We start from the raw sequence: 12,209 nt of genomic DNA, 5'->3' as shown, positions 1-12,209 counted from the left end.
AGCATTATTTGCTCGCCGCTAAATAAATCCCCGCACCCATCATAATACTGCCAGCACTGTAGTTCATTCGTTTAACGGCTTTAGCTGTTTTCAACATTTTGGCAGCGCGAGCCGCTGAAAAAGCAATTAACATTAACCCACTCATTAAAGCGACCAAAGTTAATACTGCTGCCAGTGCGATATCTGCTGCATTTAATACAGACAAATCGATAAATGTCGGTAAAAAAGCAATGTAAAATAGAATAACTTTCGGGTTAGAAGCCGAAATCAATACACCCTGAATAAAGCTGGCAACATGGCCGGCAGCTTTGTTGCTTTTATCAATATCGGCTGATTGTGAAGCAGAGGTAAATAGCTTGTAGCCCAGATACAGCAGATAAGCTGCACCTACCCAGCGAACCACGGTAAACACTTCACCCCAGTGAGTCGCGATTGCCGCCAGACCTAGGCAAGCAAAGGTCAGGTAGATGATATCGCTAATCGTCATACCTAACGCCAGAAAGAAGCAACTACGGCTGCCATGCACCAGCGCACGTGCTAATAAGGCGAACACACCCGGGCCGGGCGTAATACCGAAAATAAAGATCGCAATAAAGAAGGTGATGGCGCTTTCTAATGACATAGTTCTAATCTTCAACAGCGTGGGGCTTTGGCAAGATTAAACCTCAACAGACAGCAGCAAGCAACTGACTAAACTTATCCTTCAGCTACCTAACCCAAATCTCTACCCGACGGTTTTTTGCTCTACCGCGAGGATTGAGGTTATTGGCAATCGGAATCGCATCACCAAAACCTTCACTTAATATCACCGGCAAGCCGCTTTGCTTGAGTCGATTGGCAACGCTGAGTGCGCGTTTACGTGATAGCTGTAAGTTGTAATTTGAATCACCCGTATTATCGGTAAAGCCGAACAGGTAAATACGTTTGTTGCTATTTTCTGGCAATGAGAAGTAACGCACTAGGCGCGGAATATCTCGCTCGGCTTTATTGTCTAGTAAATCGGTGTTGCGTTTGAAACGAAAGTTAATCGACAGTCGCTGGCTACCATCAACTAATTGCCGATAAGCTTCCGGCCAGTTAGCTTCAACCGGTAAGCTAGCTGCCGTTGGCTGTAAATCAACAAAGCCGACCTTGGCTACTTGCTGCTGGCCTTGCTCACTTAAAGCCAAATCAATTAATGAACGCACTTCCAACGAAGCATTATCTGCTGTGTATAAAAATAACCGCCGAGTCAGTGGATAATCTTCTGTCGCTAGGGTAAATCGGGTTGGCAAGATGGCTGCACCACCATCTGAAAGGGCTAATGCTCTAGAGTGCCGAACCGATGGTAAGGCGACAAAACCGATACCTGATCTATCTCTGGCAATTTCATCTGATAATTTGTCGTTCGATTCAAAGCGACGCGCCGATTGAACCAGTTTTCCCTGTTTACCTAACACTAATGATTTAAAAATATCGAAAGTACCGGAATTTTTATCTCGCGCATAAACTTGAATCGGTGCTGCTGCTTGCCCCAACTGCGACCAGTTGTTGATTTCACCATTAAAAATTTGCTTAAGCTGGCCGATGGCAATATTACGAATAGGGTTCGCCGGATGAACAATCATTGCCAAGCCGTCAATTGCGATCACATGCTCGTTGGCCTGGCTACGCATATCACCCAGTTCAGCCAATGCTGTATGTTCTTTATCTTTGATTGGCCGTGAAGCCGCTGCTATCTCCGCTTCACCATGAATCAGTGCTTTAAAACCAGTGCTGGAACCATGCGCTTTTAATTCAATTCTTTGTAATTGCTCGCCAGATTTTGCGGTATATAAAAATTCATTAGACTCACCAACTGGCTGACGTTGAATTTGTTGCAACTTCCTTGAATACATCCATTGTTGAATTAATGCAGGCATTAACTCAGCACCAATGGTGTTTGATCCGTGAACACTAAACAGCTTCTTACCGGGAGATAACGCGATCTCACTCGGGGTAAGTGGCCTTGCAGCAACTATTTCAGATTGCTCATGCACTGTTGGCAACTGACTGGCCGGGTTTTCATTTTGAGTTGTTGTGGTTACCACTAAATTAGCTTGCTGCTTGGAAGCTGAAATCTGCCACAGCACAAATAGTCCAACCAGCAGCAGACTGGCGACCATCAAAATACGCCACTTCAAATTAGCCCGATTCGGCAGTAAATCCGATTCATGCTCTGCATTTTCTGTTGACGGCGCATTGTTGGCCGCTGCTATTGTCTGCTGCTCTATTTGCGACAACTCTTGCAGCAATGATTTACCCATTTGCAGCAATTGCTGATCTTTTAGAACGCTCGGGTGTTTCAGTAAAATTTTCAATTCAGTTGGATTGCGATGCATTTTAGGAAAAGATACTTTTTCTCCTGTTGCACGACGGGCCTGAATAACAAAGCGCCACATACGCTCTGAATGATGATCCTGCTGAGGATTTGCCATGCGATCTCCGTTGCTTGTGCCAAATAACCCGAGACTGACAAATTCGCATTCTGTACGACCTGCATCCTTGCTGATTGGAAACAACCGTAGATATCAATCAAGTGAGGAGTGTGAAGTATTCCTTTCGACCAAAAACATCTAGCCAGCGCAGCTTTTGCTGCCAATACTCCAAACTAGCTCTCTACTCTACCTCAGTTTTTTTAAGCTTTAATGACAAAGGGATAGATCAGTTTTACCCACTGCTATTGCAACAGAAAATTTAATACTTTATCAGTCAATAGCGAATTGAGCTAAAACTTCAGGATTAAAATCAGCAGATTTTCTTTGAAAAAACAAAAAATTTAAATCAGATAAATTAAATATAACTAACAGCTATCAGAATGTATTTATGTCGCAATCTCAGTCTATCAAGCAAAAAATTCAGCTCAAAATTATCGATATCAGCACAAACAACACCGCGGATGGTGGCCTGGGCTACTGGCATTATCTTCATCGGTAGCTTTGGCTGACTCAATTAAGCTTGAGTATAGCGATGGCACTGAACTACGAAGGGATCATTTACCCGTCAAGCAAACCTTGATTACTACTCCAGTATCAAAGGCAAACTGGCTTAGCTCACAAACTGGAAATTGTGGTCAACTTAATTTCCATGCCAGCTCTGCTAGGTTTATTTGCCGCAACTGCAACATTCAAAAACCAGTGTTTTCTGATTGCAAATTGCCCGATGGTTTATCTGGCTGGAAACGATGTGATTAATCAACTGATCAATAACTTTTAGCATTTCTTTTATTACTGGCTGGAATGAATCTTCAACTGATTTTATTTTCTTCAGTAATCAATATCACAGCATATCGAGACTTAGAATTTTGCCGCAGCAAGCCATTTCGTTGGGAGAAAAGATTAAACCGCTCATTAGATCAACTGGTGATGGTTTACCGAGATTCCTTTATAACAAACTTACAACTTCTCCTATCACAACTTGGCTGCAAACTATGTGGTATCACTCCGAAATGGTGCAAAGACATTATCGCTATTACGGATTGATCAGTTGGGCTGCCTGGATTCTGATTACGCTTTGGGCACTGCCTTGGCCACAAGGCTGGTCTTTGCAGCTGTTCTATTTCATGCTCAGTATTAGTTATCCAGCAATCTATTTATTACCTGCATGGCTAATCAGCGCTCCGTTGAATAGAGCCTCTATACGCAGGCCTGAATCTTTTAAACGCCGCTTTGGCGCCTTTTTAACCAACTGGATTTCTTGCTCTGTGATCATGACGTTAGTGAGTGCTAGCTGGTTACTATCCGCTCAAACTTCTTCATCCTCAGCTCAGCAATTATCACAATGGCTTATCAGCACCAGCCATCAGCTCAGTTTTATTGAAGCGTTGGTCTCACAACAGTGGCTTTCCAATGCGCTATTACCTGCTTGCATGGTCATTCTGGCACCCGCCATTTTTCTGCTGCAATGGAGCTTATTTCGAATCGCCCACCTAATTGCTAAGAACACTCGCCAAATCCCTCAACTGGCACGATGGGCAGTTTTATTGTTGGCAATTACTGTCAGCGAACGGGTTTTTTATGGTTTTGGCGATTTTTATCAGATCCCAGCGGTCAATCAACTGGCCATGCAACTACCTGGTTATCAGCCGATGACCATGCAAGGCTTTTTAACCCACCTTCGCTTTCGCCAGCCAACGACCAATACACGAGCCACTCCGGCAGGCGAGGCGTTAGCTGCTACTAAAAGCGACAATCAACCTGGCTAAATAGTAAATCTGTGAGTTTTTTCCGGTTTTGACTATTGCGTCCATCCTATGAAACGGCCAACTTGTTAGCAGATTCAGAACGCAATCGAATCAAGGTAGATCGTTTGTTTCTGCAACCAGTGATCAGGCTGTTTGATATTTTTATCAACTCTTTAAACGTCACCACCCGGCGTTAAAAACAACCAGATATCACTGATTTTTAATGAATCTTTACTGTGTCTGACACCTGTCAAAAGCAGTAGGTAATAACACTCTAGGATTGGGCGCTAATCCGGCCTTTCCGCAAGGAGACAGAATGGATTCCAGTTTACTTTTACCACAAGCATCAAATGTTGCGATTCCAGCAACTGATAGCCTGAAAACCGTGGCACACCGCGGCTACTCTGCACTTGCCCCTGAAAACACACTTTCAGCATTTAATAAGGCATTTGAAACCGGTTGTAGTTTTATTGAAGGTGATTTTTGGCTGACTAAGGATGGTAAAATCGTCGCAATTCACGACCCTTTCACCAACCGGGTTTGTAAAGACTCAAACCTGTGGATTGAAGACTGTACCCTCGAGCAACTCAAGCAATTAGATGTGGGCAGCTGGTTTGATGAATCCTTCGCTGGTGAATCAATCCCTGAACTATCTGAAGTGCTGGAAATAGTCCCTGAGGATAAGGGAATATTTATCGAGATTAAATGCGATAAAAAAATTGTCCCGGCATTAAAACAATATCTGGAAAATTCAAAACTACGAATGGATCAACAGATCATCATTGCATTTGATCCTGAAGTCATTCGTGAAGTAAAAAAACAAATTCCCCAGGCAAAAACGCTATGGGTGGTTTGGTGGTTCTTAGATGAAGAAACCAATCAGCCTTCTAACAGCATTGAGCAAATTCTCCATGTGGCAAAAAGCATTGGCACCGATGGCATTGATATCAATAAGACGCCATGGCTGACCCAACAGGTAGTGGCGAAAATTCGCCAACAGGGGTTAGAACTTCATGTTTTTACAGTTGATGAATTAACTGATGCGATTCGTTGTTTAGCACTGGGGGTAGATACGATAACTACCAATCGTCCACAGGCATTGCGCCAGGAAGTTGCTAATTATTTACAGCCACCGATGGGTACCAGCCGGGTTGATGAATCTTTAACCGTCTACGAAGATGGCAGCTGGGAATTTTTGCCTTATCGACCAGATGCTTTCTGATTAAAAAAGTTTTCAGGTGCGCACAAAATAAAGCCTTCAGGTTATGAAACCTGAAGGCTTTTTTAATTTAAAAGAGTCGTTTGTTCAGAATGACGGTAAATATATTTACCAGCAGTGCAGCAAAAAATAATGCTAGTGTTCCATTTTTTCAGCGCAACCAATACATAAAACAGATTCCGGCCTGACCTGCATTCGCTGCTTTGAAATAGCTTCGCCACACTCTTCACACAACCCATACTCATCATGCTGCAAAGCTTCTTCGGCCCGGTGAATATCGCTCAAGCGCTTTTGAATAGATCGCAAGCGAGCTTGCTGCATCGCCTGTTGTTGCATCGCATCCATTCGCGATAAACGCCCGACCTTGTTCTGATCCAGCTCAACAGCTGCAGCAGAGTCATTGCCTTGTACCAGTTCAGCTTGTAACTGTTCACGCAGACTATCCAAGGTGTCTTGAATAAGTTGGTTGCTTGCCATTATTTGTAACCACCACCTGAGTTTTTTATATCTAATCCCGAGCATATACCCAAACAACTTCAAGGTGCAGGTTCAGCTGGAGGTCGTTTGGGTATAAAAGCTTTCATAATATCAACCAGTGATCTCAGCCTACCATTTGGCAAGAATTAATTGAGAAGTCATTGTATTGATTGTTTACTTCACTCAAAGTAAGCCTCGAAATTTTCAGCCAAGTAGCACTATGAGTTATGGATTAATGGCCTATCGCTTTGATTATGCATGGGTTAAAAGCCAGATCGGTGGTCGTGACCGAGATTTTTTACGTGATTTCTTGCGCCAACAATACGATAAGCTTGAATCACTGAACGACATTAGCGACAACAACATGTCCACGCTGGAATGTGCCATTGCGCTTTTTACCCAGCAAGACAGATCTGATCTTTGTGGGTATACCTGCTGGTATATTATTGAAGCCGCAATCGATAACCATCGCAACAGTCAGTTCTTACCAAATGATCAGTGGTACCCATCTTCTTTACCCTCTTTCTTATATCAATTACCCCAAGTGCATCACTGTAGTTATATAAGTAATGAATTAGCCATCCCATCACCAGATGACTTTCCTGGTGTATATCTGGTATTGAATGATCAGTTGCAGAGCTTGTTTCATCAGCTTGAGGAAGACACATCAATTATCGAAGATGATGAGCAGCGACAACAGTTTTTGAGCTGGCTAACTCTTTCACAAAATCATGCCCAAGATTTAATCATTTTTAACTATTAAAATTATGACTCAGCTACTATCTATACTCTCTTTTGCATTAACCTTACACTGCATCAATCATTTCTTTTTCAGAAAACCCTTTTTCCCTAAGTTTTATTGCAATCGACTTTTCCTTAAATACCTGAGAAAAGAATTGGGTAAAAAAGGATTCAAGCTAGGACACTTTGGAAGAAACCAGGCTCGATCTCTACTAACTCACCAAAAACCTGCATATTTTGGTTTTATCAACAAGGAAGCCACTCAACAGGCGACCATAAACCTAACGCCCTATGTAAAAATGGCCAATAGCCATTCTTTTTCAAAAGCAATGAAATCACTGATGACTACTTTTGACAAAGTCAGGCATAGTAATGAGGGTATAGCTAATATTTTCCCATTGTTAATTGAAAACAAAACCCTCGATCGAGCTTTACAGCAAAATGCCAATGGCTATTGGTCCATCTACCTTGACGATAACCAAACGCACATTATTCCAAAGAATGATAAACACTGCCCAAAAGCAACTCGTGATTATTTCCAGCCTATTTATGTAGAAGAGTTTACCAAAAACCTTTCCGTTATTTATGTATCACCCTCCAAGAACCATTGGTTTGAAAAAGACATATTGTCCAGCAGTGATATAGATTTACTTGAGTTAACACCGCTTGAGCTGGAAGCGGCAGCAATAACCAATCAGACTGATTTTTGTATCACACAAGATTATACCGAATTAGAAAAACATCCGGACTATGGTTTTTTGCATTTTGATAGTGGCGGGTTATTTGCAGCCAGTACGCTTTTAAACCCGATGGTATTAATGAATGCCGAAGATAACTTCGGTTCAGAGTTTGCTGCCTATATCTGTAGCACAGACCTATTGATAATCACTGCTATAGACCCTGTAATGCAGCAGAATGCTGTTAATTTTGCAATTGAGCATTATTCATCGGGAGTGGCAGATCATTTTTTCCCAAAAGCCCTGATTTACCAAAATGGCTGTTGGAGTGAGGGGGAAGCCTACATCGGCCGGCATTAAGAAGAGCAAGGGCTGACATTTATCAGCCCTTGTAGCAACAGTTAGTGCAACTGCTCACCGCGATTAATCGCAATTAACCGGTCAAGAATTTTCTCGCCATCCATGCGTAATCCGTTATGTTCATACTCTGAAGTTAACCAATATTTCAGATGATTAACTTTAGCGACTGTTTCCAGGCTGTACTGCATTTCTACATACATGTCTTCACTGTAAATAGCCGCTGCTGCTGGTACAGTATTGTTTTTTAGAATATCCAGGTCATACAACTCTGGCCAATCGGTTTTTTCAGCCAGAATATTGGCTGCTTCTTTTAATGATTTCAGGTTTTTAAACTGGTCACAAAACCATGGATAAACCATTTCACCGGTGAATAAAAATGGCTGGCCTGACTGCCAATTAAATTCTGGATACTGTTGGCGAACACGTTCTGCGGACCAGTTAGAAGCATCACCTTGGCAATAAATAGCTTCATGTAACAAGGTATAAATCGGGTTGGTGTTGTAATCGAGCATCTGACTGAATTGGCTCAAAAACAGTGGATTGATGATTTTACGCACCGAACCATCAGCCATAGCCTGGCTCACCAGCGCTTGCTCAATCAAATAATAAACTGCTTCAGGCCCAGACTCGCCACCAAAGGCAATACCTAGCAGCTGCAACATTTCAACCGTTAACTTCTCACCGCTATCAAGCAGCACTTCATTAGTTGAAATATATTCTGCCAGCTCAGTCATCAACTGTTGAGCATCGGAGAACCGTTCAAAGAAATCCTGGTTTTTTGTCAGCAGGCGTTTATAAGTTGCCTGATAAACTTCATCAGCAGGACGAGTCAGCGAAGGAATACCACCCGTTAAATAGGCTTCCTTGACACCTTGAGCTGCTGCACTCAAGTAACGTAATACGCAAAAGCCACCAAAGCTTTGCCCTAAAATACTCCAGGGTTTATTTGGGCTAAGTTGGGCACGAATCGCTTCAGCATCTCGAACAATATTATCGGCACGCAAATGGCTGAAATAATCCGCCTGCTGCTGTGGGCTCAAACCTGCTAAAGTCGCAGCACTCACTGGTGTTGATAAACCAGTGCCTCGCTGATCCAGCAATAGCACCCGATATTCCTTTAATGCCCGCTTGATCCAGCCACCCTTGGCAGTTGGCCTGGCAGCAGCAAACCCGGGACCACCTTGAAAAAACACCAGATATGGCAGATCTTTATCCTGGCTATCTACTGCAACCAGTTCTCTAGCAAATATTTGAATTTTCTGCCCTTGCGGCTGGCTATAATCTAATGGCAAGTCAAAATAATGTTTATTTGCCACCGCACCGGCAATTTTAATATCGGGAGTCATAGAAAAATTTGCTCTGAAGAAAACCTGAATTTGCTGGTGATTGTATGAGATATTCTCTACGACTGAAATTGCTATTTTTAGAGGCTAAGCTAAGGTACAAAAAAACCATAACCTCCTGCTACAAAGATTATGGTTAGATAAAGCAACACTATAGCAACTGAACATTAACCAGAAAACGCACCGCTGCTACGGCGAAATTTTTACTTTAATAACAGATGACAACAAGTTTCGGTCAATGCTTCAACACTCACAATTAAATCTTGATGATGAGTATCTTCTTCAAAACAATGACTACGGCCATTAATACTGGGAACAAACAACATACCTGCTGGCATTTTCAAATCAAAAATACTATTAACCACCGCTAATGATTTTTTCTTATCTTCTAAAATCGGGCCTTGCTCAATATGCAACTCAAGAGATGCCTGGTAACTAGATAAATCTAGTGGCTCAACTTTACCAGCTGCAAAACACTATCACTGGTATGCGTGGTGATTGTTTCTAACTATTGCTGATTAATACTGCGACTGCCAAGGAATGCATGATAAGAGCTTTCTTCATCTATCCACGAGCCAACATCTACTGATAGGTGCTCTGTAATTGAGTCTTCAGCTAATGCACTGGTTTGTTTCATTTCACCGTAGTGGCCTTCGGTATAAGTGTTTAATCCACCCTAAAGTGAAAAATCTACTACTGATTTTTTATTGATAATATCTAGCTTGAAGTTAAAGGTTTCTCTACCCATTACTAAATGTTGACTTAACGGCATTTCAATTACCGTAGTCACTCCTGCTGCTTGTCTGGCCCCTGAATAGTAATATTCACGAATTGAACCAAAGCCTGACTCTTTAAAATGCACATGGAGATCTACTACAACAGCATGGCTATTTTACCACTGGTATTTATTTCACGCTTGGCTCTAGTGACATAACTAGGCTCATGAATGCTAACAATTTTTCCTTGGTCGACTAAAATATCAGCCAATTTAGTTTCATATTCTAGTGCAATTAAACCACTATAAATCAATAGATCAGCTTTGGATGATGGATATTGAAATGGTTCGGCCATATCACCACTTTTGTTAACAATAAACTTGGCAATGTTATATTTGACTGCTAGCCGCTAGCCCGCTTTGTTATATATCAAGGTTTGTACTGCACTAATCATTTTTTGTCGCTAATACAGCTTTTTTTCTCTACAGTCAGATCGATAATATGTTCTTAGTTAAGTGTCACAACAAGGTTCAGCATATATGCCAACCGTTAAAGCTAGGGAGATCCGTCGGATCGTCGACAATATCTATCGCGCGATAGTCGAACAGCGAATCCTCCCCGGAACCCGCCTGGTCGAAGCCAAGCTGACAGAAGCTCTTGATGCCAACCGCAACCATGTTAGATCTGCGCTGCAGGAGTTAAAACACCGTAAAGTGGTCACCATAGAGGCCAACAGAGGTGCTTATGTTTCTCGTCCCAGCATGAAAGAAGCCAGAGATGTTTTTGAAGTCAGGAAGGTATTAGAAGGCTGTGCTATTGAAAAAGCGGCTGAAAATATCACAGCAGTAGACATTAAGCGTCTGAAAAAACTCGCAAATGAAGAACACAAAGCCATCGCGGCTAAAAATCATCCGCTCTCCATCGCTATCTCAGGCCGCTTTCATAAACAAATTGTTAAGATTTCCTGTAATCAGCTAATTTTAGAATTGATGGATGACTTACTCGCCAGAACTTCATTAATTATTGGAGTCTATGAACGAAAAGGAACTGGCACGACTTGCCATTTTGACGACCATGACAAGTTAATCGAACTTCTGGCAGCTAAAAACCCACAAGCCTGTCGCAAGTTTATGGTTGATCATCTGGAGCATCTTGAGCAATCACTGGCTCTGGATAACCATCACCAATGGAGCCAGGATTTTACCGAAATATTTCAAGACATGGGCAGCTGGCAAAACTAGCTACCGCTTCTTACCTCTTTCTTTCTTATTTGTCTGTTTACGACGCCTTGCTAACGCCGGGCGATCGTACAATGTCGCTGATCCATTAAACTTTATTAGTAGCATTGCAGTGAAAAACTCTGCATCTACTTTACAACGAGACTATCAAAACAATTGCTAATAATTTAAGTTCTGTTTATATTTTTCTGGCGACAAACTCCCTTGTTAATTCTTTACAGTTCTCATATCGGCTTCACTTTATTTAAAGAAATCTTTTTACATAAAACACTGTTTATATTATTAAATTCGAAACAAATGGAAATTTAAAACAAAAATCATCAATAAGAAAAATCATGTTAAAAGCCTGAATTAAAGCATTCTTGTAGATAATTGTGAAATTTATATTCATGTTTAATGTGTAAAAAAACCTCTTTTTATTACTCTTAATTTCATTGTTATATCAGTTGCTTTTTACCAGCGGACATACCAAATCAATTTGTTTTTATTGATTCTGGCTAAATCAATTTGAATGTAGCGGTTACCAAGCTAATATCTTGTGTCAAAATTTGCGGTCGTACTTAATTAACACTGGTCATTCTCGCCAAGGATTGGCGATGAACCCAGCGACAGGTAGGCTTCACTTTAAAGCTTGCGCCAAGTTTAATCTTTGCCTTCTGTGGCTACTGGGTTCCGGCATCCCTGCTCGGAATGACAGGTTCGGAGTATGCTGCTGGGCGCGTCATCCCGCCAGGGATTGACGGGATCCAGTCACACGGAGGTGGATCTCATGTGCTAAATTCGGGAATAGCGGATGGGTTCAGGTGGCTGTTTTTTCTTAAATCACTTTTTTGCAGACATAAAAAAACCCGACTGCTTTTAAGCAATCGGGTTTTGTTTGGCGCTTGGCGGTGACCTACTCTCACATGGGGAAGCCCCACACTACCATCGGCGCTAAGTGGTTTCACTTCTGAGTTCGGGATGGATTCAGGTGGTTCCCACTCGCTATTGCCGCCAAGCAAACTGCGCATGAAGTTGCTGAATGATTTTCTGTAATTTTCATTACATCGATTCAACAATCACGACTTAATTCGGTTTTGTAAGCTTACTTTAATCATTTTGTAATCTATTGATTACTCGCAAACAACCAGCAAACTGCTTGGGTGTTATATGGTCAAGCCTCACGGGCAATTAGTACAGGTTAGCTCAACACCTTACAGTGCTTACACACCCTGCCTATCAACGTTGTAGTCTTCAA

At 41.9% G+C, this 12,209-nt stretch carries 13 protein-coding genes and 2 rRNA genes; 5 read left to right on the top strand and 10 right to left on the bottom strand.

What is annotated here, in order from left to right; genetic code table 11:
* Nucleotides 1-4: 4 nt before the first annotated feature.
* Both DC094_RS14235 and DC094_RS14230 read right to left on the bottom strand, forming a co-directional pair.
* Complete coding sequence (locus DC094_RS14235; RefSeq protein WP_116687795.1) at nucleotides 5-622, bottom strand: LysE family translocator; 618 nt, start codon at nucleotides 620-622, stop codon at nucleotides 5-7.
* Between the two features lie 85 nt (nucleotides 623-707).
* Nucleotides 708-2,456: a substrate-binding domain-containing protein gene (locus tag DC094_RS14230; protein WP_116687794.1), complete on the bottom strand. Its 1,749-nt coding sequence runs from the start codon at nucleotides 2,454-2,456 to the stop codon at nucleotides 708-710.
* A gap of 992 nt (nucleotides 2,457-3,448) precedes the next feature.
* On the opposite strand from DC094_RS14230, the gene DC094_RS14225 reads away from it, so the two are divergent.
* On the top strand, nucleotides 3,449-4,222 hold the full coding sequence (locus DC094_RS14225; protein WP_116687793.1) for a hypothetical protein: 774 nt from the start codon (nucleotides 3,449-3,451) through the stop codon (nucleotides 4,220-4,222).
* 295 nt (nucleotides 4,223-4,517) lie between these two features.
* Entirely contained in the window at nucleotides 4,518-5,423 is a 906-nt protein-coding gene (locus DC094_RS14220; protein ID WP_116687792.1) for a glycerophosphodiester phosphodiesterase, read from the top strand.
* Nucleotides 5,424-5,555: 132 nt separating this feature from the next.
* Here DC094_RS14220 and DC094_RS14215 read toward each other — a convergent pair whose 3' ends face one another.
* A complete protein-coding gene (locus tag DC094_RS14215) occupies nucleotides 5,556-5,897 on the bottom strand; it encodes a TraR/DksA family transcriptional regulator (protein WP_158527333.1) in 342 nt (113 codons plus the stop codon).
* A 220-nt stretch (nucleotides 5,898-6,117) separates the two neighbouring features.
* Here DC094_RS14215 and DC094_RS14210 point away from each other — a divergent pair, with 220 nt between their 5' ends.
* Both DC094_RS14210 and DC094_RS14205 read left to right on the top strand, forming a co-directional pair.
* Nucleotides 6,118-6,660 carry a DUF7691 family protein gene (locus DC094_RS14210; protein WP_116687790.1) on the top strand — a complete coding sequence of 181 codons (543 nt, stop codon included), beginning with the start codon at nucleotides 6,118-6,120 and terminating at the stop codon, nucleotides 6,658-6,660.
* A gap of 133 nt (nucleotides 6,661-6,793) precedes the next feature.
* A complete protein-coding gene (locus DC094_RS14205) occupies nucleotides 6,794-7,675 on the top strand; it encodes a hypothetical protein (RefSeq protein WP_133245561.1) in 882 nt (293 codons plus the stop codon).
* 41 nt (nucleotides 7,676-7,716) lie between these two features.
* On the opposite strand, the gene DC094_RS14200 is transcribed toward DC094_RS14205, so the two are convergent.
* From DC094_RS14200 to DC094_RS14185, 5 genes are all read right to left on the bottom strand, one after another.
* Nucleotides 7,717-9,021, bottom strand: coding sequence for an alpha/beta fold hydrolase (locus tag DC094_RS14200; RefSeq protein WP_116687788.1), 1,305 nt, complete (start codon nucleotides 9,019-9,021; stop codon nucleotides 7,717-7,719).
* Nucleotides 9,022-9,221: 200 nt separating this feature from the next.
* Complete coding sequence (locus DC094_RS14195) at nucleotides 9,222-9,434, bottom strand: hypothetical protein (RefSeq protein ID WP_116687787.1); 213 nt, start codon at nucleotides 9,432-9,434, stop codon at nucleotides 9,222-9,224.
* 92 nt (nucleotides 9,435-9,526) lie between these two features.
* Nucleotides 9,527-9,655 carry a hypothetical protein gene (locus DC094_RS22730; protein ID WP_255420919.1) on the bottom strand — a complete coding sequence of 43 codons (129 nt, stop codon included), beginning with the start codon at nucleotides 9,653-9,655 and terminating at the stop codon, nucleotides 9,527-9,529.
* Nucleotides 9,656-9,694: 39 nt separating this feature from the next.
* Nucleotides 9,695-9,880 carry a hypothetical protein gene (locus tag DC094_RS14190; RefSeq protein WP_116687786.1) on the bottom strand — a complete coding sequence of 62 codons (186 nt, stop codon included), beginning with the start codon at nucleotides 9,878-9,880 and terminating at the stop codon, nucleotides 9,695-9,697.
* Between the two features lie 11 nt (nucleotides 9,881-9,891).
* Nucleotides 9,892-10,089: a hypothetical protein gene (locus DC094_RS14185; protein ID WP_116687785.1), complete on the bottom strand. Its 198-nt coding sequence runs from the start codon at nucleotides 10,087-10,089 to the stop codon at nucleotides 9,892-9,894.
* 184 nt (nucleotides 10,090-10,273) lie between these two features.
* Here DC094_RS14185 and DC094_RS14180 point away from each other — a divergent pair, with 184 nt between their 5' ends.
* Nucleotides 10,274-10,975: a GntR family transcriptional regulator gene (locus DC094_RS14180; protein ID WP_116687784.1), complete on the top strand. Its 702-nt coding sequence runs from the start codon at nucleotides 10,274-10,276 to the stop codon at nucleotides 10,973-10,975.
* Nucleotides 10,976-11,854: 879 nt separating this feature from the next.
* Here DC094_RS14180 and rrf read toward each other — a convergent pair.
* Together rrf and DC094_RS14170 are read right to left on the bottom strand one after the other, a co-directional pair.
* A 5S ribosomal RNA gene (gene rrf / locus DC094_RS14175) occupies nucleotides 11,855-11,970 on the bottom strand.
* Between the two features lie 151 nt (nucleotides 11,971-12,121).
* Nucleotides 12,122-12,209 (bottom strand): 23S ribosomal RNA (locus DC094_RS14170); the annotation flags it as partial.

The sequence above is a fragment of the Pelagibaculum spongiae genome (assembly GCF_003097315.1).
GTDB lineage: Bacteria > Pseudomonadota > Gammaproteobacteria > Enterobacterales > Pelagibaculaceae > Pelagibaculum > Pelagibaculum spongiae.
Note: the sequence above shows the minus strand (reverse complement) of the source record. Positions and strands in the feature narration are given on the sequence as shown.